17 protein-coding genes and 1 pseudogene are annotated in these 22,794 nt (G+C 40.2%); 3 read left to right on the forward strand and 15 right to left on the reverse strand.

What is annotated here, in order from left to right:
- Positions 1–303: 303 nt before the first annotated feature.
- Complete coding sequence (locus tag H9X96_RS20710; protein WP_187668119.1) at positions 304–474, forward strand: hypothetical protein; 171 nt, start codon at positions 304–306, stop codon at positions 472–474.
- Positions 475–798: 324 nt separating this feature from the next.
- Here the strand turns inward: H9X96_RS20710 and H9X96_RS20715 are convergent, their stop codons facing one another.
- From H9X96_RS20715 to H9X96_RS20750, 8 genes are all read right to left on the reverse strand, one after another.
- Positions 799–2,517 (reverse strand): trypsin-like peptidase domain-containing protein, encoded by a 1,719-nt coding sequence (locus tag H9X96_RS20715; RefSeq protein ID WP_187668120.1) that lies wholly within the window; start codon positions 2,515–2,517, stop codon positions 799–801.
- Positions 2,518–2,620: 103 nt separating this feature from the next.
- Positions 2,621–3,760, reverse strand: a complete 1,140-nt coding sequence (locus H9X96_RS20720) for a TlpA disulfide reductase family protein (protein ID WP_187668121.1) — start codon at positions 3,758–3,760, stop codon at positions 2,621–2,623.
- Positions 3,761–3,783: 23 nt separating this feature from the next.
- The gene (locus H9X96_RS20725) at positions 3,784–5,205 is read right to left on the reverse strand and encodes a PKD-like family lipoprotein (protein ID WP_187668122.1); all 1,422 of its coding nucleotides are present in this window, start codon (positions 5,203–5,205) and stop codon (positions 3,784–3,786) included.
- A 22-nt stretch (positions 5,206–5,227) separates the two neighbouring features.
- Positions 5,228–6,076 (reverse strand): DUF4843 domain-containing protein, encoded by an 849-nt coding sequence (locus tag H9X96_RS20730; protein ID WP_187668123.1) that lies wholly within the window; start codon positions 6,074–6,076, stop codon positions 5,228–5,230.
- 11 nt (positions 6,077–6,087) lie between these two features.
- On the reverse strand, positions 6,088–7,596 hold the full coding sequence (locus H9X96_RS20735) for a RagB/SusD family nutrient uptake outer membrane protein (RefSeq protein ID WP_187668124.1): 1,509 nt from the start codon (positions 7,594–7,596) through the stop codon (positions 6,088–6,090).
- 11 nt (positions 7,597–7,607) lie between these two features.
- A complete protein-coding gene (locus H9X96_RS20740) occupies positions 7,608–10,991 on the reverse strand; it encodes a SusC/RagA family TonB-linked outer membrane protein (RefSeq protein ID WP_255431194.1) in 3,384 nt (1,127 codons plus the stop codon).
- Between the two features lie 249 nt (positions 10,992–11,240).
- Complete coding sequence (locus tag H9X96_RS20745) at positions 11,241–12,434, reverse strand: FecR family protein (RefSeq protein ID WP_187668126.1); 1,194 nt, start codon at positions 12,432–12,434, stop codon at positions 11,241–11,243.
- A gap of 99 nt (positions 12,435–12,533) precedes the next feature.
- A complete protein-coding gene (locus tag H9X96_RS20750; protein WP_187668127.1) occupies positions 12,534–13,115 on the reverse strand; it encodes an RNA polymerase sigma factor in 582 nt (193 codons plus the stop codon).
- 202 nt (positions 13,116–13,317) lie between these two features.
- Between H9X96_RS20750 and H9X96_RS20755 the strand changes: the two are divergent.
- Positions 13,318–13,888, forward strand: a pseudogene (locus H9X96_RS20755) (transposase).
- Between the two features lie 30 nt (positions 13,889–13,918).
- On the opposite strand, the gene H9X96_RS20760 reads toward H9X96_RS20755, so the two are convergent.
- Both H9X96_RS20760 and H9X96_RS20765 read right to left on the reverse strand, forming a co-directional pair.
- Complete coding sequence (locus tag H9X96_RS20760) at positions 13,919–14,221, reverse strand: ATP-binding cassette domain-containing protein (protein WP_187668128.1); 303 nt, start codon at positions 14,219–14,221, stop codon at positions 13,919–13,921.
- 664 nt (positions 14,222–14,885) lie between these two features.
- Complete coding sequence (locus H9X96_RS20765; protein WP_187668129.1) at positions 14,886–15,086, reverse strand: hypothetical protein; 201 nt, start codon at positions 15,084–15,086, stop codon at positions 14,886–14,888.
- Between the two features lie 427 nt (positions 15,087–15,513).
- Here H9X96_RS20765 and H9X96_RS20770 point away from each other — a divergent pair, with 427 nt between their 5' ends.
- On the forward strand, positions 15,514–15,828 hold the full coding sequence (locus tag H9X96_RS20770) for an HPF/RaiA family ribosome-associated protein (RefSeq protein WP_187668130.1): 315 nt from the start codon (positions 15,514–15,516) through the stop codon (positions 15,826–15,828).
- A gap of 98 nt (positions 15,829–15,926) precedes the next feature.
- On the opposite strand, the gene H9X96_RS20775 is transcribed toward H9X96_RS20770, so the two are convergent.
- From H9X96_RS20775 to H9X96_RS20795, 5 genes are read right to left on the reverse strand one after another with little or no spacing between them, the layout of a single operon-like run.
- On the reverse strand, positions 15,927–17,273 hold the full coding sequence (locus H9X96_RS20775; protein ID WP_187668131.1) for a Gfo/Idh/MocA family protein: 1,347 nt from the start codon (positions 17,271–17,273) through the stop codon (positions 15,927–15,929).
- A gap of 4 nt (positions 17,274–17,277) precedes the next feature.
- Entirely contained in the window at positions 17,278–18,402 is a 1,125-nt protein-coding gene (locus tag H9X96_RS20780) for a phosphotransferase enzyme family protein (RefSeq protein ID WP_187668132.1), read from the reverse strand.
- A 57-nt stretch (positions 18,403–18,459) separates the two neighbouring features.
- Positions 18,460–20,079 carry a glycoside hydrolase family 31 protein gene (locus H9X96_RS20785; RefSeq protein WP_187668133.1) on the reverse strand — a complete coding sequence of 540 codons (1,620 nt, stop codon included), beginning with the start codon at positions 20,077–20,079 and terminating at the stop codon, positions 18,460–18,462.
- A complete protein-coding gene (locus H9X96_RS20790; RefSeq protein ID WP_187668134.1) occupies positions 20,080–21,630 on the reverse strand; it encodes a DUF4832 domain-containing protein in 1,551 nt (516 codons plus the stop codon).
- A 22-nt stretch (positions 21,631–21,652) separates the two neighbouring features.
- Positions 21,653–22,777, reverse strand: coding sequence for an acyltransferase family protein (locus H9X96_RS20795; RefSeq protein WP_187668135.1), 1,125 nt, complete (start codon positions 22,775–22,777; stop codon positions 21,653–21,655).
- Positions 22,778–22,794: the final 17 nt, after the last annotated feature.

Genomic DNA, 22,794 nt, shown 5'->3' on the forward strand with positions numbered 1-22,794 from the left:
ATCTGGGGCTATATTTTTCTCTTCAAGGTAGATGTTTAGCATCTTACCTTCTTTTTCTACCTGCGTTAATTCAAAATAATCCAGAATACCTTCCGGTAATAATAAACTGATCAGGGTTTGCTCGGCTTGACTCAAAATGAAAATTTTCGTTTGGTTTACGAATGCAAAAGAAAGAATTTATTTCCTTCCCCCCAAGAATTCCGCTTGATCCTAAATCACATATAAAATTGAGTGAGGCTACTTTTGTTTAACCTTTGTGCGAACAACACCGTAATACGATACCTTAAAAATTTCGGCAAGATCATGCGCATTTGTTTAAACCTGAAATGGATCGACAATGACGCGATTTTTGGCTATAAACTTAAATCAAAACCTGTTGAACGCCCATTTCTATCTGAAGATGAAATCCAACGCATTGCCCAAAAACAATTTAGTACCGTAAGGCTTTTACAGGTTAGAGATGTATTCTACTAAGATAGAAATATCGCTAACCTACTTGAGAAAATGCTAAGAGCCCAATTTAAGACAGAATAGGGATATATAACATTAGTAACAACTAATATCGCATCATACAAACTCTTCTAAAACACAATCCGGGATAGTTTTCTAGGTTTTTATTTTGCGTTATTATACGATATTACTTGTTTTTCGATACACAAAACACAATTAGCTAAAATTCAGAATCTAAAGAGAAAAACCCACAAGCTAGAAACCGGATTTTTTAAGCATTTTTGACCTATTTTTATCAGACTTTGTGTTGATAAAAATAGGTCAAAACTCTAAAGATAGATCTAACTGTTATCGTGTTTTCAGACTACTTTGATAATTTTCAATCAAGCGCAATATCACGGCTGCAGGAATAACAAGTGTGGTTGTTCTACTGGAACGTGCGATATTAATCCCACAAAAACGATTGTTAATATCAAAAACGGGACCGCCACATTCGTCAGGTTTGATTTTAGCGTCATGACTAAATACCTGGCTAAATCCGTCACGTCTTATGCTTTTACCTCCCGGGAATTGTTCTGCAGGATGATTTGACAAAGGAGCCTTAAATACGTCCAAAGTTAAGTTTTTTGAATAAAAACTATCCAAACGCTTTATTCTAAAGGTAAGATGGTCATATGGCCAAAACTTCACAAGCTCAGCTCCGTAATCTTCGGGCTTATTTATCGCTATACCATTGATACTTAAAATCCGATCACCCACCTCTATACCACTTACCCCTGCTGGAGAATTGGGTTGCACCGCGGTAATAACAATATTGCTCTCTTTGAATGTTGCCATTGCACCCAAATATCCAATGCTAAATCTTTTTGGAGATTTAAAATACAGACTGCCAACAATACTGATCTGATCATGGTGATCTGATTGTGGAGAAATCAGGAATTTACCCAGTTTCTGAAATGATAAACTATCCCTGTTAAACTGTTTTAATTGTACCCCACCCTTAATTATGGGCAGAGCCTGCAACAAAACAAGGTCATTTTCTGAATCACGGGAAATAACTTTAAGGACAAGAGATTTGTTTTCGGCTAATATAACTGGATGATCGCCGATCAATGAACTTTTACTGATCACAAGACTGCTATTGATATCGCTACCTGTAGACCTTGCAAACACGGATAATAAAGTTCCATTGACTTGTTGTTCTTTACCATTTAGCACACTACTGATACGTAAACAACTCTCCTTTAACTGAGTAGGCAGAGGCACAAAGCTAAGCTGTTTATCTTTAAGGCCAGGGCTATTCTTGATAGGTGATCGATGTGGATCATTGCCAATAGCATCCTCAATTGAAGGAAAGGAGCCATAGGTTTTAGGGATATTTAAGGCGGTCCAGTACTTCCGGTAAAGATCGACTGGGATTTCATAATTTTCATCTTCCACGATTCCAATTGCACTATGCAAAGCGATAACCCGTCCTAAATAATCAAACAATGGACCTCCGGAGTCTCCAGGTTCCATAATGCACGTCGACTGTACAAAGCCAAACTCATTTTTCTTATCCGTAATCCGGCCAAACCTAATGGTTGGCGATGGTTGATTTAATGTTTCCGGATAAGCTATACTTAAACAAAGTTCGTCCACCTTTAATGAAGATGACCAGCCCATTTCGGCCTGAGGCCAAATACCCTCTCCAATCATTTTCATGACAGCAACATCAGGGAAGTTTTTATTTTCGGCAAACTCAATTTCACCAAGCCCTTTTGCAATATGCGACTTCCCATTGGGGAAAGTGACTAAATAAGTATTACCCGGCTGATTCACATGTGCGGCTGTTAAGATATGACCTTCGGAGCTAACAACAACTCCACTAAACTGCGCACTTGTCTGAACCTTTTTTAAAGTATCAAAACCCCATATTCTTACACTGGCACCATAGGCTTTTTCTATAGCTTTGAGTAATGTTTGTTCTAATTTTTTGGGATGAAAACTTTGACCATAAGAATGGGAAGATAGCAGAAACAACAGCAAGAATACTGTTGTTTTAAATGTATTTTTAATAATGGTCATTTGCGATTTTTAAAAGATACCCTTTAATCATATGTTGTGCATTACTAACCCGGCAATATGATAAAGCTATTGTCCGGGCAGTATGCAGTGGCAGAAATTGTATCTATTTCATTAATTCAGCTAGTTTTTTATTGAGCACTTCACCCATTAAGTGACTGCCAATGATCTTACCGTCCGGCGCGATCAAGAAATTAGCCGGTACACCTGATATACCGTAGACCTTTCGTGCGTCGCTTTCCCAACCTTTGAGATCGGAAACCTGAGGCCAGGTTAAGCCATCTTTTTTAATAGCCTCAATCCATTTGCCCTTATCATGATCCACAGAAACACCAAGAATCTCAAATCCCTTATCTTTATATACGGCATATTGTTTCAACAAATTAGGGCTCTCAGCACGGCATGGAGAACACCAACTGGCCCAAAACTCAACCAATACATACTTCCCCTTAAAGTCTGATAGGGACACCGATTTACCATTTACATCCTTTTGTGTAAAATCGGGTGCTTTTGAGCCCAGAGCAGTTACTGTAGAGGAATTTAGAATTTTATACAGACCCTGGCCAGTATAAGATAACCTAAGCGGCTCACTTAGTTTATTAAATAAAGGCAATGCGATGTCTGACTTCACACCATATCCACTTACAGATTCGGATAAAGCTTGCAGCGCAAAGTAAGAACTTGGATTGTTTTTTGCAAACACCAACATCTTTTGTCCACGGGAAACCCTTAACGCCTTCACCTGTTTATCAAGAATTTTAAAATAAGCAGTATCTTTCTGCTGCTCAGGTGTAGCCATTTTCAGCTGCACATTGGCATTATGATGCACAGTCATAACTGTCGGTCCAACTTCCTTTTCGAATGCTTTCATTTCGTTATATACTTTTGATCCCGTCCACTTTGCATTGTATAATGAGTCCGGAGAACTGATGTGTATGTTTTCCTTGCCAAAGCTCATATAAATCACATCTCCGATACCGCTAGCATAAATTTCTTTATCTCTGATCCCTTCGCGTGAAAGTGTCATCCTGGAAGAAGCGATTCCCGATATACTTCCAGTAAATTTAAAAGTTCCATTTACAAAGGTTGCAGAGTCCGATTTCCCCTCTCCTTCTGAGCTATAGTCAATATAGATCTTTGCAGGTGCATTAAGGTTGCCAATTTTTCCGGTAATGGTAAAATTAGGTGTTTGTGCTACTGCAACAAAAGGTGCTAAGGCAGCAATTATCAATAGTTTTATTTTCATTGTGATCTATGTGTTTATAGTCTTTATCTTATTACTAAATCAACCGGTTCACCGGGAATGCCACTAATAGTTTTAGTGATGTTACCATTTTTACCCACGGTTACATCAAGCGTGTATACAAATCCATTTACGCCTGTTGTAAGGGTATTTCCATCTTCACTTATCTTTAACATTGTAATTTTCTTACCGCCAAAGCTGGCTTCAAGTTCCGTCAGACTTTCGTTTACAGGATTATACCTCCATATTTTATCATTCGATGAAAAATAGAATACATTCAGGTTGTTACGAACCCATTTTGAATCTGCATTTACCGATGATGCCCCCTTAAACAGACGCTTATGTTCAGGAATAATTTCCTTATCAGTTCCGGTAAGTTTGTAGCTGAATTTTAATTCGTAGGTATTCCCGTCGGCCTCCTTAAAATAAGCGTAAGAAGTACCCGACTCGCCTGCTTTCATAAAAATCAGATTTTGCAGGCCAATGGATTTAGGGTTAAATATACTGGTCTCTTTAACCAGATAGGTTGTATCAAGGTAGCTCCCATCTCCACCAAAAATGACAAATGCTTTTGCTTTGTTATCAAAACCGAAATAAAATGAGCTGCCATGCGTAAAAAAGCTGGACAATTGATAATCGCCATTCTGTTCATTCGCAAACTTCCCATAATCAGGTGCAAATGGTGCAGTACTCGAGACACCAATGTATAATTTATTGTTGATGATCCCATTTGATATAGTACCCATCACTGGCTCTATATATCCGGGAGAAACTACGGGAGGAGGTAAAAAAAACTGCGATTTGAAATTATCTTTTTGTAGTAAAGTATTCGCATCAACTACTGTACTTCCCTTTATGGCATCATTGCATAACACCCAGTATTCTTCCTTGCTTAGCAGCTGAAAAGGCAGCGGCTTTGAATAGTACAACTGAACCGGATTACCCGATAAAGACTGGTTATTAATGTTTTGATAAATATTTGGCAAAACGGTATTGTCTGGCTTCACGAATGACAATTTTGCGACGCCGCCGTCACTGCTCAATACGACCGTGCCTGTAGAAAATTGTGTTGTGCCTGTTACCTTAAACTTGAACTTATAAATAAGGCCATTTCTTTTATCGGTAACAACCAATGTACTGGGTCTTTCGCCCGGACCAAGTCCATAAAGCATTTTTAATGGATAACCAGTATAAACGATATCCTTAAGTTCCTCTAGTACAAATATTCGCCATTCAAAACTGAGATCTTTTAGCGGGTCCGCTCCGTCTAGACTGACTTTCGGTTGTATAACCAGTGTATCGCCGGTAAGAGCCGGAAAGTTAACGTCCTTAACCCCTTCTACAAGAGGCGCTGAAGGAGGTGAATAGGAATAGTTCCCCAGATCCTTTTTACAGGATGTATTAAATATGGCTGTGATCGCCAGTATATATATATATTTCGAATTCATGATCTTTTTTTTAATACGTGAACTACATGATGATCTGATTCCCAGCCTCATTGATAAAGAAATAGCCGTTTACCTGAGGGAAGAACTTTACATAAAATTTGATCTCCGGTGATGCAATATTGTAAAAATCATAGTCTTCAGTTCCATCCTTGCGCTTGGTAAGGACATATCCCAACTGTGGATTTCTACTTATCCAGGTAAAGGGATCCTTAACAAATAACCTTACATTTTCCAGATAGTACAATGTTCTGGGTATCTCCAGGTATGCATTTGGCAATGTTGGATTTACCAGATTTTTCCCACCCGAAATCAGGAACAACTGATGGGTTACTCTACTGTATTGTCCCAGCTGCCCTTGCCAGAACATCCACCATGAAGGCATTTCCAATCTATTGGAATAAACTATTTTTTTCGTCCGTAGCTTAACCGGCAAATCCTGTTTAAAATCAGCATTTCCGACAAGCATAAATGTTAAAGCAACAGACTTACTTGTTAAATTCTGGTCAATATTTTTGATGATCACCGGAACATTTATTTTCCCGGAATCTGCAGGCATCACATAAAAAGGCTTAAGTGGCTCGTAGTGCTTATCCCTTTCTGCAGTCGTTGAAGTATCAATAACAGTCAAATTAAACTGTCTGTCCTGCTTCTGACGTTTACCTGAAACCACAACCGGCACCCAAATAGTATCTTTTGCCAATCCCGGACTGGTAGAAAAGGAATAGGTAACAGCTGCTGTGTCAAAAACGCCTTTATTATCGTAATAATTTAAGTAAATATTATCTACTGATTCATAAGTTGATATATCGTTTTTTTTACAGGCAAGTAGCAATATGCCAAGCATAAAAACGTAAAATATGTTCATTTTCATAATCTCTGTATTTAGTTTCTGTAAGCTTGTTCGTCAACTGGAATTGGGGACACAAAAATGCTGTTGGAGGCGGGATAGATCAGTCCGTTGGTGTTAATGACGTCCCTATTTAGTCTTTTATGCATAAAGAAAATCTGGCTTTCTCCGTAAAGTTCCTTTCTTGCCTCTCCAACAAGCTTATTCATAAATTCAGTTCTTGTGATGTTTTTTGGCAACGGCGTACCAATTCCACGGTGTTTGCGTACCGTGTCCACTAAAGCAGTTGCGTTGTTCGGGTCGCTGTCAAAACTTGCTTCAGCAGCAATGTAATACACTTCAGATAGTCGTAAGCCAGGCGTTACCGTTGGGTGAAGGTTTTTTAAGGGACTAGAATTTGTCGTATACTTCTGTAAAAAAGCTTTACCACCATCATTGGATGATGGCACATCGCGGAACCATTGCGCCCTCCGCCAGTCATCCGCACCAACTGTTCCTTTTTCATAGATTAAGTCCTTCTGCGTAATTGAAGGTACATACATCGCATCATTCTTTGAAAATAGGGCTGCGAAATGATCTACCTGATTATTGTCTTGTGAAACAAACCACGCCGTAATCAGCTCCGGATAAAAAATTTTATCTCTCTGTTCTGGATTTGTATTGTTAAAATCTGCACTCTCGGTCCAGGGGAATTTTTTAGCATCTATGACCTCCCTGGCATTTTGCAAACTATTTGGCAGGTCATTCTTATACAGATAAACTCTTGCTAATTGACCACAGACCGTATAGTAGTTCATGCGGTGCCTTCTGTTCTGAAGAAACAGAGAAGAACTATTTATCTCAGTTGCTTTTTTGGCTTCTGGTGTGCCATCTGGATAAATCTTCCCCGGATAACCAACCACGTATCCTGAACTTAAAATAGGATCGGAAGTTCGTAGCAGTATTTTAGCTGCAGAAAGGTCGGCAATCGCTTTATCCAATACCTCACTTACAGTAGAGAAAGGGGTGCTTTTTATAGAAACGGCTGTTACATATGGGATTACAGGAACATTAGGATTGTTTTTATATGATGGCGCATAAATCCTTAACAAGTCAAAGTGCAGGTAAGCACGTAGTGTAAGCGTTTCTCCTTTGATCAACTCAAAGTTTTTATCCTGAAAAATGGATTTCTTCTGGTCGATCACTTCAAGTATCGCGTTACAATTACTGATAGCCTTGTAGCAAGCCGTCCAGATCTGATCATATTTGCCGATCAACGTCTGATCCGTGTATTTAAATGAGGCAATTTTCTGCAGGTTAAGATCTGTAAGCGTATAATTTTGCGCCATAATATCCAGATTAGACACAGTGAGATTACCTCCATATAAATCGCGGGTGGCACAATAGGTATAAACCCCATTCAATGCTTCTTTGAAACCTTCTTCGGTTGTAAATAATTGTTCCTTTGTTACATCAGACTCTGGCTGTACATCAAGAAATTTCTTGCATGAAGTACAAACCAGCAAGCTGATAATAAATATATAAGCTAATTTTAATGATTTCATGTGGCTGTTATTTAGAAGGTGGCCTGTAAAGAAAATGTAATGCTTCTGGCGAAAGGTGAATCTATACCCCGCTCTATTTCTACGGTCGATGCCCGGAATATATCATTCATGGTAATCGCTGTTCTTAAGGTCTGGAACCCAGCTTTACGTACGAAATCCTTTTTAAAATCATACGACATGTAAACCGACTGCAGGTCTATTAAGTTCTCTTTTTGAATAAACCTTGAACTTGCCCTCGTTAATGAAAGATCCTGTATGTTTTTGTATAAAGCAGGATCTCCCGGGTTAAGCCATCTTTGCGACAATGCTCTCCTATCAACATTAAACCGGGGATCAGCATTTTCGATTCTGTCTACCAGTGTCTGGTTATAGATTTGTCCGCCCATGCGGTAGTAAAAGCTAAAACTGACCATGAAATTCTTATAGCTGATATTACTACCAACACTACCCGCAACCTTAGGTGTGCTATCACCCACTGGCTGAGTGTCTTTAATGTCATAGTCGTAGGTTAAAGTCCCATCTCTTTTTACAAAAATCTCTTTACCATTTTCCGGATCAATTCCTAAAGATTTCACTGCATATATGGTATTGAGCGATTGACCTTCATTATAGCGCAGCAAAGGCATTGATTTTAAACCATTTGCAGCATTCTCATTGTAAGCAGGATCACTCTGAAGATCGTCGATCTTATTATTCAGAACTTTTAAGGAATTGGATAGTTTGACCAATGTATTGGTATTGTGGGCCAGGTTACCTGTTATGTTGACATTCCAACCCGAAGTATTAATCGCATTAGCGGTCAGATAGATCTCGTATCCTTTATTCGCCATATCGCCCAGGTTTTCTTTATAAGTAGTAAAACCTGTTGACGGGGCAAGGCTGATATCCGTAATTAGACCTTTGGTAAGTTTGTAGTAATAGCGTGGGGAAAGGACTATGCGATCTTTAAACAGTCCGAGATCAAGTCCGGCATCATAGGTATTGGTTTTCTGCCATTGCAAATTACTGTTACCATAGCCTAGCTGAGCTGCTCCGATACCGGTAGAATACCAGTTCTGCGAATAGTACCCATACATAGATCTTGACATATAAGGCTCAAACCCTACAGAGCCAAGTGTACCGGTACTTGCTTTTAGCCTCAATTGACTAATTACCGCTGATCCCTTAAGGAAATCTTCATTGTGTATATTCCATCCCGTCCCTACAGCCCAGAAAGGAGCAAAACGTTTATTCGATCCGAATGCAGAAGATCCTTCCATCCTAAAAGAACCATCGAACAGATATTTGTTCTTATAGGAATAGTTACCAGAAAAGAATGCTCCCGCTGTCCTGCTGATCAGCACATTGCCCCCAGGGCTAGAATTTTCTTTATAGATCCGGGCAAAACCGATATTGGTAAACCGATCATTAGAGAATCCCTGCGCTTCGACAGATTTAAAATCAGACTTGGCAGAAAGGACATTGGCCCCAAGTACAAGATTGAAAAAATTGTCTCCAACCTGCTTGTTATAATTGATGGTTAAATTTCCGTCAATAGCAGTTCTGTTTGTCGTTGCATATAGGTAAGTTCCTCTGTTATTTAACTTATCTGTAGCATACTCATAAAATTCGTTGCTTGAAGGTGAACGAAATATATCAGCTTTTGAATTGGTTTGATTTAAACTGATCAATCCTTTGATGCGCAGACTGGATGATAATTTATAATCAGCAGAAAAGGCATTTAATATTTCCAGGTAGGATTCCTTATTGAAATTGTTTAAACCGGCCTCAAACAAGGGATTAAATACATATACATTTTTATACTGATTGTCCTGGTTTCTGAATGTATTTACACGCCAGTTCGCCAGTTCCTGAATAATCCTGCCAGTACTGTCCGCTTTAGGAAAATAGGGGTTCATTAGGGCATAGGTAGAAAAACTGCCATAAGGAGAATTCACAGCATTTGTCTGGTTGATAGAAAGATCATTTCTCAATATCAGTTTGGGAGAAGGATTATAGGTGAAATTCATACCCCCACTATACCGATCTCTTGTGGCCCCTTTCATTACACTTGGCTGAGTCTGATACCTGACGTCAATTCCATAACGGAAATTCTGGTCCCCTCCCTGGGCATTAAGAGAGTGTTTCTGTGCATAGCTATTGCGAAGTGGCTGTGATAACCAATAGGTATCCACACCACTTGCGACATTTCTTAACCTAGAAAAGAGTTGCGCATCTAATACATCTTGTGGGGTATCACCACTTGATCCGCCTGTTTGGTACATCCCGGCAAGCTGCTCATAAGCTATTTTGTCTTTCGCATTGAGCACCTGATAGTCGGAAAGGTCCGGTCCGGAAAAAGTAAGTTCATAGTTATATCCCAGTTGCAGTTTACCCGCTACAGGAGCCTTCGTGCTAATAACCATAACGCCGTTGGCCGCTCTCGATCCGTAAACAGCCGTTGCGGCGGCATCCTTAAGCAAGGTAATGGAGGCAATGCGGTTAATATCAAGGTCAATTACTTTTTGGAGGGAAACTTCAAATCCATCCAATATAAAGGCCGGCAGGTTAAAAGAACTGGTCAAATTGTTCCGGTCCAATACATCGTCTCTATTAGCGGGAATGCCAGGTAATGCGGTAGCACCACGGACATTGATTCTTGGCAGGGCATTAGGATCTGATCCTGCAAGGTTATTATCTAACAATCTGAAGGATGGATCAAATGTCTGAATGGCTTTTAGTACATTTTGCGGATTGGTTCTTTTCAGGTCTTCGCCCTGAATAACGATGGCATTTCCGGTATAACTCTCCTTTTTTATCGTTTGGTAACCGGTAACAATTACATCGCTCATCAGGTTTACCTGATCTTCCATACTCACCGTTATAAACTTAGCTTCGCCTACTTTTACTTCCTTTACCTTAAACCCTATGTAAGTGAAGATGAGTATATCTCCCGGTTGTGCATCGATTTTAAACTCCCCTTTATTATTGGTCTGGACCCTAATATTTTTATTTCCTTTGATGGCAATATTTACACCTGGAATTCCAATATGGTTTTGAGGGTCAATCACTTTCCCTGTTATGTCGATCCAATTGCTGGCAGTTTCGATACTATTGTCAACAAGCTCATTTCGAACTACAATGGTCTTATCGACTATGTTAAAGGTTAAATTCTGATCAGTAAGACATGCTTTAAGCGCCTCTTCCAGAGGGACATTTTTCAATTCTACATTTAGCATTTGCCTGTTTAGGTTAACCTTCCCACTATAGAAAAACAGGTATCCGGTTTGTTTTTTAATATCCCTAAAAACGGTTTCAAGTGTGGTGTTTTTCCTGGAAACAGTAACACTTTGTGAATAGCTAGCAGCAGATATATGCATCGTGCCGATCAGTAATAAAATAGCAGTTAATTTCATCACTAATAGTAATTTGTACTTTACCCGCCGCATAAAAAATACGGGGTTGTAAAGAAAAGTTAATTTCATACTTTTGGAATAGAATTAAGTTAATAAATAGCAGTCTGGTCTCAACATTTGGCTGCTGACTTTTTTTGACCGGAAGTAGTGAGATACTTCCGGTTTTTTAGTCAAATCTTTTGTGGTTCTCGATTTATTGTAGCTTTCTTATCATCTATGGTTGGTTTAGGTGGTTAAAGGTTAGGTTCATTATTTTATTGATTTTGGAACTATTGCTGAGGAGGATCGTTGGTTATACGACACTTTAATGGTTTTCCCTACAACATCAAAATTTACATTATTGAGTTCCAGTATTTTAAATACTTCTGAAAGTTTACTGCTTCTGGAGATCTCTCCAAAATATTTTTCCTCACTTATCGGGCCTACATATATTACATTGACATCATACCATCTGGCAACCTGTCGCATTACAGATTTAAGATCATCACCTTCAAAAGAGAAAATACCATTGATCCAGGCGGTTTCTTTATTTATACTGACACGATGTTTAGCAATAGAATTTTCATCAGCCCTATCCAGCACCGCCTGCTCTCCTGGTTCTATTAATGCGGATTTTTTAGATGTAGAAACTTTTACAGCACCTTCCAGCAAAGTTGTTTTTATGGTTTGTTCATCTACATAAGCATTGACATTGAAATGGGTTCCCAACACCTCGACAGTCTGCACACCAGAAATTACCCTGAATCGCTTATTTTTATGTTTAGACACTTCAAAATACGCTTCACCGTTTAATTCAACCATACGATCTCCTGCTTTAAAAGAGGTAGGGAAGGTCACAGAGGAAGCCGAGTTCAGCATCACTTTAGTACCATCTGAAAGTATGATAGTATATTGCCCGCCTTTTGGCGTAGAAATTGTATTTTGTGTATTTTCGGTTAGTTCATCCTCTCCACTGTTAACAACGGTATAAATCAGTTCACCATCGTTGGATTTACTGACACTAATACCCGATTGCTTAGAAATTTCACCTTTGGCGGCATCATTTAACACAATTTTCTTTCCATTGGCCAGCGTAAGAATAGCTTTGTTACCTCCAGAGCTAACAGCACGATCCATTTGAGCTATAAGATCACTTTTCTGTTGATATGAAAAGAAATAAATGGAAACAGAAACAAACAACAGTGCTGCTGCTGCCGCTCCGTATTTGATCCAGCTATAGCTTAGCTTCTTAAGCTTTGGCCCGGCAATACGCTGGTCTATCTTTGCCTTGATGTCATCTTTTAGTTCAGAAAACAATGGTTCATTTTCATCATTAATAAGGTCTTCATTGACATCAAACATATTATAATAAGTTTCCAGGAACTTCGTTTCCTCCAAACTCGTCTTTTGTTGCCTGTATTTTGTAAGAATTTCTCTAAAATAATCTTTGTAAGCGCTTTTCATTCTCCGTGTTATACCTATATGAGTCACAAAACCCAAAATAGCCCACGCAGAATTAAGATTTTTTATTTTTTCTGCTTGAAACAGTAAAAAAACATTTTTTTATCGTATCTGATAATATAGAATAACTGCATAAAACAGCATTAGTGAGGCTCTAAGGCTATTTAATGCCTTACCTAATTGATTTCTTACCGTTTTTGGTGAAATCTGTAATCTATCAGCAATTTCCTGACTATTTAAATCTTCTTCAAAACGCATTTTAAAGATAATACGTTGTTGTGTAGGAAGTCCCTCAATTAGCTGATGAAAGGCTTGAAGAAACTCCTTATGCATTATTTTTGCATCGGCTTCACCGAGCGTACCTTCCAGTTCAGCTACGGTATCAGGAAGAGCTGCATATCTGCCTTCTTTCTCAAGATGTTTAAACACACCATTTCTAGCAGCCACATTTAAATAAGCTGGAAGATTTTCAATTGGCTTTGTTGTGCCCCTGGTCCAAAGTTGAACAAATACATCCTGAGCAATATCCTGAGACCGATCCATATCATTCAATCTTTTATAGGCAGTGTTAAAAACAAGCTTCCAGTATCTATTATACAAAATATCAAAAGCATGCTTGTTCCCCTCACTCAGTTGGAGCAAGAGCTCATTGTCCCCGACATTATTTAAACTTTCAGCGTACATCTTCCCCTTTAACAACCAAATCTATAAATATTTACAGCATTATCTATACTGCTCTACCATAAACACCAAATCTTATGTAAATTGAGGTAACTCATATTATTGTGTTTCATAATCTTACCCCTCTGACCTCCCCCCACAAAACTGCAACGATTTAAACTAGAGAAAAAGGGCAATTATTTATAACTTGAAACAAATAATTGCGATGAAAAGATCAAAATTTACCGAGGCACAAATAGCCTTTGCGCTGAAGCAGTCAGAGACGGGTACCCGTGTAGAAGAGATTTGCAGAAAAATGGGGATATCTCAGGCTACTTTCTTCAACTGGAAAAAGAAATATGGTGGTTTGGGTGTCAGTGAACTTAGTCGGCTGAGACAGTTGGAGGAGGAAAACAACCAACTGAAGATACGAGATATCGCACTTACTCGTGTTCGATATGGATTTTGGCGCATCTTTATTTTGCTTAAAAGACAGGGATTTACAGATAATCATAAGCGTGTTTACAGGATCTATAAGGAAGAAGGGTTAAACCTTAGGAGCAAGCGTCCCCGCAGAAGCCGTAGTGCTGCTCAAAGACTGGAAAGGCTTGATACTCCAGCGATAAAAAGTTTAGAGATGAATGTCTGTCCACAAATTGGTTCCTTGATATGGAAGATGCTAAGAACAAAATCGAAGACTGGAGATGGGAGTATAATCATTTCCGGCCCACAGCACCTTGGATGATTTATCTCCCCAAGAATTTATTAAATTGCATGAAAATACGCCTAAAACTTAACTTTAGAATGCTCGGTTTACAGGGAGGAGGTCAGATGAAGAATGACAGATATTCTTTGACAGTGTAATTATCAATAAGATATTTAGCATTAGTGTGGAAATAACTCAACTTTTTTCTAAGCTCTTCATCATATCGTTCAATTTTTTTATTATTAAAAAATAATCCCCCTGATGAAAACGGAGTAAGATTAGAGATGATATTTAAAAGTGTAGTTTTTCCACTACCGTTAATACCTGTAAGCTTGTAGGTTTTATTGAACTCAATAGTTAAATTGATGTTTTTAAATATCGTAAGCTTTGAATATTTCTTTGTAATATTTTTTAGTTCTATCATAGGAAGATCATTTAATCCAATTTTTTACAACCAGGATTCTAAGAAAAAAAAGTGAGAAATTAAAAGCGGCTAAACCGATATAAAGAATTGGCTTATAGACAATCCTGCTTATTTGGTCAAAATCATATAAATTAATGACTATGATAGTTACAAAGAGTATCGTTTGAAAGGCAATCCCAAAAGAAACAAATCCAAGATACGTCTTCAATAATGTAAGAATATTAACAAACGTAAGGAATAAGAGTAGATTCAGGAGTATGTTGAAGAATACAATACTTGGGTCCGATTTATCCATAAATATGACTCGTCCAATCATTGCAGAATAAGTAAGAATCATTATGGTTATTATCAGGGGGTTCTTTATTAATTCAACAAAATCAAATAATGATATTTTCAATTTTGAAAACTTGAAATGTATCATATTGTTTATGTCAGCAAGATGTCTCATAGACCCATATTTCAACTCACAACCATAGACCAATATGCAATACACAAGCAACAAAATATTGGAGGAAAACAATCTGGTTTCCAAAGTAAACCCTTCAACAAAAATTAATACGATAATATTTGACGCACACATTAATAATATGGCAATATTTAATAATATCCTTAACATGTATTTATGATTAAATTTGCGATAATCATTTGATTATTTCAAATGAATTTAATGACCTAAGCAACCCATTGCTGTTGCTCCCCATCCGGCATGCAATAAACCAAAGCCTACCCGAAACCTAACTCCACCTATTGCAAGTCCTAAGGCGAGCGTACCCGCTACTGCCAAACCAATTCCAACGCTACATGAAGCCGCTACTTTTTTACCCGCTTCAAAACAGTCCATTTGATTGAAATCCAAACTTTCCATAGCAATATATTTAAGTAAAAAATACCTAAATATACATTAAATCACCAAAGTAACTATTTATTAGAAAATATAATCATTTAAGGATACTACGAAATATAAAATATCACACCATTTAATAATTAAAACTCAATTTATCGTTGCTTTTTCCTATTAAAGTTGGCGCCAAATTCTAACATACTCTTCTCAGGCTTTTAAGTTCGGCAAATTGACCAGACCCTTTTTCTCCATATTTGAATTAATATTATGTTAATTGTTCAAAAAGGTTCAATGACTTAAAAACCGAATAAACGTGTTAAATGATTCCAACACTCGCCCACCGACCCGGCAGACAAATAGAAATTTGAAAATCTTGGAAAGAATTTTATTAGCGTAAAACCAAAACCCGATTTTACTGTTGAGTAGGTACAAACATTTTAACTAAGAGACTATGACTATTCAACTGAACACCGACAAAAACCTAACAATACATCAGGAATACGAAGAAAAAATTAAAAATCAAATCAATGAAGGCTTGGGGATATTCGATGATTTAATCTCCCGCCTAGAGGTACATTTATCAGACGAAAATGGAAGTAAAGAAGGCCTAGATGACAAACGTTGTTTATTGGAGGCAAGAATTTCAGGCAGAGAACCTTTTGCTGTTTCCAGCTTAGGAAACACTTATGATTTAGCTCTTCATGGCGCGATTACCAAGTTAAAAAGCAAGCTGGAGACAATAGCCGGCAAACTTAAAGCACACTAACCCGTTAGTCCCGACCTTCCGGTTGCGAGAAACAGGAAAATCCTCACATAACTGTGAGGATTTTCCTGTTTTAACTGCTAAATCATCAGAAATCCAGGCTAAAAACCACTGTTATCCAATGCAAATTTAGGCTGAGCATCCTTCCACTTTCCTTTGGTAAAATCAGGGAAATTTTGCGGCATATTGCCCTCTTTCAGAGATTGCTCAGAAAGCGGCGTAATGACACTCATGGTCAAGGAATCATAAATATCTATGGGAGTTTGTTTTTTCTGTTTCACCGACTCCACAAAAGCATTAAACACAAACCAGTCCATTCCACCATGACCGGCACCCTCAGCCAAATGTTCGTACTTTTTCCATAGCGGATGATCGTATTTATCCAGCCATGTTTTGGCTTTATCCCACTCGTCATAAGTTCCGGACTTCCCTTCTACATAAATGGAATCCGCAACATCCATCCACAAACCTTCAGTTCCCTGCACCCTGAATCCCAAAGAGTAAGGTCTTGGCAGATGCGTATCATGAGTTAAGGTTACCGTTTCTCCGTTTGCACAGTTTAACATAGTAGTAATCACATCTCCATTTTTGAAATTCACAGAAAGGTTCTTATTTCCTGGAGATACTTTCTCAATATAACGGTGCAAGCCCTTGGATTTTGAAGCAAAAGAAACCAGATTCGTAAACTGATTTCCACAATTGATATTGATGTAATTCATAATCGGACCAGCACCGTGGGTAGGATAAATATCTCCGTTCCGATCGGCATTCCATTGTGTCCGCCATTGTGCCTCACCAACGGTATTGGGACCAAATTCCCCGCCTTTACCATTAAAATTTACGCCATCATTAAACAATACAGGCCTTAGGTCATGCTGATACCCGCCCTCCAGGTGAACCAGTTCCCCGAAAACATTGTTCCGGACCATATTTAATACCGCAAGCACATCTCTGCGGTAAGACACGTTTTCGAGCGTCATGTAAGGGATGTTTGTTTCCTCATATACCTTTAGGATCTCCCAATGGTCTGCTACAGTAATACCGGCAATCACCTCACAACCTACGTATTTCCCAGCCCTCATGGCATCGATCGCCTGGTCCTTGTGGAACTCCCAAGGGGTAGCAATGATGACTGCATCGATGTCTTTACGGTCCAGTAGTTTTTTGTAAGCATCAATCCCTCCAGTATATTCGGCAGGAAGTTTCTTCCCTGCTTTGACAAACTGCGCGCGGCAATATTTCAAGGAGCTTTCCTGAGTATCGCAGATGGCCGTAATCTCCACATCGGAACGAAGGAGTCCTTCACTGATGTGATTCCGCCCCCTTAGTCCAACGCCGATATAACCTAAGCGAATCTTGTCTTTTGTATTCGCAAATAATGCCTCAGGCATTAAGGTAAGTCCTGCCAATCCTACTAATCCATTGGCACAAAAATGTCTTCTGTTCATCTTTTTAATCTTTAATTAACTGGTGTTTTCTGGCCTCTTTAAAAATACTGTCTTCCATAGATTCGGAATGTTCAAACAGCTCTTTCAGTAGTTTAAGCTGTGCTCTGGTACGCTGAAGGTTGTGATGTGTGGATTCTATTTTGTAATAGCGGTCTCCATTGATATAATCCGTCAGAAACCGGACTGCCTGCATGTAAGGCAGTAAAAGCACCCCCTTCATCAGAGAGCTCAGCTCCCACTCATTAATGAATAACCTGGCCTGCTCCAGGTACCCTTTCGTATAGGCATTAAACAATGGAATATTCAGTTTGATGTTGGACAATTCCTTATCATCCTCCGTCGTGCTATTGATGATCGTACGGATGGCGTCACCAAAGTCGTAGGCAACATAGCCTGGCATTACCGTGTCCAGATCGATCACGCATTGCGCCCTGTCCTCTAAATTTAACAGCACATTATTGAATTTGGTATCGTAATGGATGACGCGTCTGGGCAAAGTAAGCAGCTGTTCATCCTGTTGAAAATACGACATAGATCCTGAACTGGCATCTATGGTTCTCAGCTCCTCAGACACGAGCGCAACGCGGCCAAGCGGATCTTCAGCCCTTGCCTGCTCCAGCTGTTCCAGCCTTTTACCAATATGATGAAAATCAGGGATCACCTCATACATCAGGTCGGGCGAAAGGTCGCAAAGCATGTACTGGAACTTCCCGAAGGCTTTTCCACCTTCATAAGCCTGTTGTTCCGTTTCTACCACATCGTAGGTCTTGGTATCCTTTAGAAAATGGCACATTCGCCAATATTCCCCATTGCTGTCCTGATAAAAATATGGGCCTTCTTTTGTGGCAACGAGCGTCATCACCTCTTTTTCAGGGTTGCCCTCTCCAGAAATCAGCAATTCCTTTTTAAGATGCGCAATCACCCTGCACATGTTTTCTATCAGTTTGGGGACATTTTTAAATACTTGATGGTTGATCTTCTGAAGCAGGTAATCATACTCTTCAGTCGCAAGATTCTTCAGACGATAGGTATCATTAATATGTCCTGTGCCATAAGACTTCAGCGTAGAGATATCCACATGACATCTGAATTTAGAAGTAATTTCGAATAGATTTTCTATTGTGTTCAAAATGAAAAGGTTTTTGGTTTATCGTTTAATTTTAATAGGCAGATTCATCAGCTTTAACTAATCCTTCAGGGGAATAATTCGTTCAAACACGGGCAGCCGATCCAGGGCTACCTCAATTGTCAGGATTAATGGGCCCTTCAGCTTTTTACCTTGATCGTCCTTCCAGCTGCCTTTTGGCAGGTAAACGGTCTTTTCACCAGCACTTGCGAGCATCGGAGCCACCAAATATTTACTGCCCAGCATAAATTGTCCTTTTACCTCAGCAAAACCCTGATCAGGGAATTCGTACTCCATACTGCGGGCAATGGGTTCACCGGTTATAGCTGCCTTTTTTGCCGCTTCCATCAGGTATGGTGTATACTTTGCGCGGATATCAACCGCTTTTTTAACTGCCGCCAGGTTTGATTTGGAAAGCACACGCCAGGGTGCTGCAGAAAATTGCATCATTGGCATTAATGCCGAGCACTGTGCAGATCGCACTACGAGCTGTTCATCCAGTTTATCTTTACCAATAAACGAACCATACTCTCCGCCGCCGATCATATCCGGACAGGTAAACTGGTAACCTAATAAACCAGCCGTCATCAGGTGTGGTATGAGTTTTTGCAAGTCTTCCCAATTGTGTTTTTTATCGCGCAGGCGTTGTACCAGGGGCTCGCCCCCCATCTTCCACATCGCACGGTACTCATTCAGCGGATAGGATAAGCCGATTTCGCCCCAAAGTCTGCTGTGCTCATTCGGGCTTACGTTTTTAAAAGCCAAAGCATTCGGCGGATAAAATTCTGCATCCCCAGCATCAAACTTAAAGCCATCCAGGTGATAGGTACGGACCATATGTTCCAGTCGGCTGAGGAACCATACCTTAGCTTCAGGATTGGTAAAATCAAGGACCGAACTGTACCCATTCCACCAGGGAATGATAGCGGCTTTCTCTGCTTTAGCCCAGGTCATACTGGAGGCTCCTTCATTATCTAACAGCAGCAGTTTTTTGGCCATTAACTCCCTGAAAACTTCCGTATCCGGCGACACAAATGGGCTCACCCAAAGCATCACTTTGAAACCCAAATGGTGCAGCGTATCCACCATCGCCCCTGCGTCTGTAAACCGGTCTGCTCTGAAGTCGAACCGGCCATAGTAGTCTGCCCAATTGTCATCGATCATCAATACACCCGGCGGGAAACCGTTGTCAATGATCGCCCTGGCATAATTTAAGATATCCTGTTGGTTTTGGTTATAAACCAGCTCAATCCAGGTATTGTATTGAGGTCTGCTAAACAATAAGGTATCCGGCAGTTTGCTTTTGGAGGGAAAGAAACGCTTTGAGGCATTCCTAAACGCTTCTTTCAGATTTTTACCTGCGGAATCAATGGTGACCGTACTTTTCGCATGACTGATCAGCAACCTGTTTTTCTCGAAGCTGAACTTAAAGGGCTCCTCACTCCAAATGAACCTCCCTTTGGTAGATACCAGAAGTGGCACAGCCTGATTTCCGCGAGTATCGCCATTCATATCCAGGCTGTAGCCCGCCTTAAAGGGCATCAGATGGGCTTCATTTACCGCGCCGCCAAACCATTGCTCGCCGGACTTAATCGTCAGACTGGTTTGCGCGTAAAGTGGCAGCGTCAAAACGCAAAATATGGAGCTGAATAACAAATATATTTTATAGCCCTTGATCATTTAGTTGATTTTTACCGTATGGTTTAATTTATTGTAGCCTGTAGCCTCTTCCCAGACATTGGCATTTGCCAAACGGATGCTGAACTCTGGCCTATTCGCAATGCTGGCATAAGCATCTGGCAGCTGAAGCAGCATTTCATAATCACCTGCTGGGAAATCAGCAGGAATCGGAATACCTTCAGTAACCGTTACGGCTCCCGAATACCATTTCCTGACATCTGCGGAGAGCTCGAAGGATTTAACTTCGCCGCTTTTGGTATTGCGCAGTACCAGTTTCAGCGGACGTTTATTATATGGGGATGCATAGCCCACATTTTTAAGGTTCAGCGTCATGTTCATCACCGTACCTTTCACCGCATTATCAGGCAGTGCAGCAGTTTGTAATACAAAACGATAGCCCAGATTACGTTTGATATTGTCCATACAACCCCCATCCTGCCAATCGTTATTAACCGCATTGTTGTAATGGGCATTGATAAAACTGTAATGCAGCGATGCCAATTCTGCCTGTATTTTGCCGGCAGGTTCGCAATCATTAGCAGGGCTATAGTCGTCAGAACAGGTTTCGCCGCCAACAACTACAAATTTACTGTCGGCTTTAAAGTAATCCTTCAAAGTGTTAATGACCGCGCCGTCGGATGTGCGTGGTGATGAACTGTTGCCATAATCTTCGTAAGTGCCAAAATCATTAACGCTTGCCATAAAACAATCATTATGGAAACCCAAACGTGCGATATCACTTTGATTGAAAGCGTTGCTCTCTGTTAGCGCTGCTGAGCTGATCAGGGAGTTAATGCCATAAACATAACGTTGCTTAATCTGTGGGTAGCGCAGCTGAATCATCCTGTCGGCGGGCACAGCATCCAGCAAAGCTTTGATCACTTCGATCCGGTCTTTCCAATTGTTGTCTAGCAATTTGTTGCCCTGTCCCCCATTGCTGGAGGCATCGCCAAAGAAATCGCTGTAATATTGCTCCCCCCAGGTTCCGATAAAACCAAGCTGCACACAGGCAATCACATCCGAATTTTCGCGAAGAACCGGTTTTAGCTGTGTGATATGATTCAGAATAATGGCTTTGGGTGCATCACCATATACCGGACAGATGAAACCCTCCGGACAATTCCCCGGCTTAGCGGTTGCGGTATAAACAAAGCGAGGAATCAGCTTCACACCAGCTGTTCGCGCCGCTTCAAAATCCTTTTTAATATTCGAAATAAATGAGGATGATATGGCGGTACTGACCACATCGTCTAAGATATAATACCTGAAAACCAGCGTACTGGACACCTTGTAATTTGCACTTTGGATGGATTGAGGAGACCGATAGCCCTTCATTTCTTCTGCCGACAGCACCTCATAGTTACTGGATTTCACTTCAGAGTATCGGTAAAAGCCACGCTCCGGATTCGGAAAATCTTCCGAACTTTCCGTATAACTTACATTTACCTTCTCAATTTTAACCAGGCTATCTTCCTGATTTTTACAGGAGACAAATAGCACTATTACCGCCAGACAAATGCTAAGGGCGTACCATATATATTTTTTGATCATGATCGTATGTTTAATAGGGTTTCTATAGTTTAAAAAAGATTTTCCGCTGATACAGCCAGTAACACAGGAACCACTCGACAACCAGCACCGCTAGGGCCGAAACCACTGCAGCTATTTTTAGGGGGACATTTAAGAACAGGTGTAACAGGTCGCCTGAGAAAATCGCCACCTTGCCATTTAGCCACTGTACGCCTACCGTCTCAAAGAACAGGTAAATAAATATGGCGTTCATTCCCACTACGGTAAAGATCCAGGCATATTTCACATTGTTTTTGACATCTACCAACCAATACACTGCAGCCAAAATCAATAGCACCCAGCCTCCCGAGACCAATACGAATGAACTGGTGCTGATGCGTTTGATGATGGGAGTAATCCCCGATAAATCCAAAATGAAACCAAGCAGCAACGCAATGATTCCCATGAGTACCAGGGTCTTTATTTTGTAGCCGACAGCATTGCTGGAGATCAGCAGTTTACCTGCCAGGACCCCCCAAATGGTATGCGCCGCAGTTGGGATGCAATTGATCGTTACCCAGCCATCACTGTTAATTTTACCCATCAGCAAAGTATCTGCATAAGCACCAAAGTTCTTCCCTTCCACAAAAGGCTGGTCGAAACCAGGCATCAGCAGACCGCGGTACAAAACTTCGTTAAGCAGCAACAGGCCAATGGAAAAGAGCAGCTGCCAGGTATAAGACCTGTTGATGATCAGGTAAGCAACGATCATGGTGAACGACAATTGCGTCAGCACATTCCAAAGCTCCCAAACGGGCTTATCTGCATAAATGCAATGCAAGGCTACCCCGCAGATAAAAAGCTTTAAGCTGCGAATCAGGATATGCGACAGGTTATTGCCCCAGCTTTGTCCTTTTTCCAATTTACGGCTGTAAGAGATGTACATCGCGGCTCCTGCCATAAACATAAACGCCGGTTGAACCAAATCCCAAAATCGCAGTCCATGCCATGGGTGATGAAAAAACTGGGTGATCAAACCACCCATGGGTTGTGCGGGATCAATGTGCATGATCGCTTCATAAACCCTGCAGCTCTCTGCGCAAAGCAGGATCATAATCATCCCGCGCATCACATCTAAAGACACTAAACGTCCCTTAGCCGACTGATCAGCAGTTAAAATCTTTTCCATAAATCGTTTTGGTATAA

The organism is Pedobacter sp. N36a, from assembly GCF_014472395.1.
Lineage (GTDB): Bacteria > Bacteroidota > Bacteroidia > Sphingobacteriales > Sphingobacteriaceae > Pedobacter.

Coding starts and splice junctions, on each gene's coding strand:
- H9X96_RS20710 (WP_187668119.1), top strand. CDS start 304: ATGCGCATTTGTTTAAACCTGAAATGGATCGACAATGACGCGATTTTT.
- H9X96_RS20715 (WP_187668120.1), bottom strand. CDS start 2,517: ATGACCATTATTAAAAATACATTTAAAACAACAGTATTCTTGCTGTTG.
- H9X96_RS20720 (WP_187668121.1), bottom strand. CDS start 3,760: ATGAAAATAAAACTATTGATAATTGCTGCCTTAGCACCTTTTGTTGCA.
- H9X96_RS20725 (WP_187668122.1), bottom strand. CDS start 5,205: ATGAATTCGAAATATATATATATACTGGCGATCACAGCCATATTTAAT.
- H9X96_RS20730 (WP_187668123.1), bottom strand. CDS start 6,076: ATGAAAATGAACATATTTTACGTTTTTATGCTTGGCATATTGCTACTT.
- H9X96_RS20735 (WP_187668124.1), bottom strand. CDS start 7,596: ATGAAATCATTAAAATTAGCTTATATATTTATTATCAGCTTGCTGGTT.
- H9X96_RS20740 (WP_255431194.1), bottom strand. CDS start 10,991: ATGAAATTAACTGCTATTTTATTACTGATCGGCACGATGCATATATCT.
- H9X96_RS20745 (WP_187668126.1), bottom strand. CDS start 12,434: ATGAAAAGCGCTTACAAAGATTATTTTAGAGAAATTCTTACAAAATAC.
- H9X96_RS20750 (WP_187668127.1), bottom strand. CDS start 13,115: ATGTACGCTGAAAGTTTAAATAATGTCGGGGACAATGAGCTCTTGCTC.
- H9X96_RS20760 (WP_187668128.1), bottom strand. CDS start 14,221: ATGATAGAACTAAAAAATATTACAAAGAAATATTCAAAGCTTACGATA.
- H9X96_RS20765 (WP_187668129.1), bottom strand. CDS start 15,086: ATGGAAAGTTTGGATTTCAATCAAATGGACTGTTTTGAAGCGGGTAAA.
- H9X96_RS20770 (WP_187668130.1), top strand. CDS start 15,514: ATGACTATTCAACTGAACACCGACAAAAACCTAACAATACATCAGGAA.
- H9X96_RS20775 (WP_187668131.1), bottom strand. CDS start 17,273: ATGAACAGAAGACATTTTTGTGCCAATGGATTAGTAGGATTGGCAGGA.
- H9X96_RS20785 (WP_187668133.1), bottom strand. CDS start 20,079: ATGATCAAGGGCTATAAAATATATTTGTTATTCAGCTCCATATTTTGC.
- H9X96_RS20790 (WP_187668134.1), bottom strand. CDS start 21,630: ATGATCAAAAAATATATATGGTACGCCCTTAGCATTTGTCTGGCGGTA.
- H9X96_RS20795 (WP_187668135.1), bottom strand. CDS start 22,777: ATGGAAAAGATTTTAACTGCTGATCAGTCGGCTAAGGGACGTTTAGTG.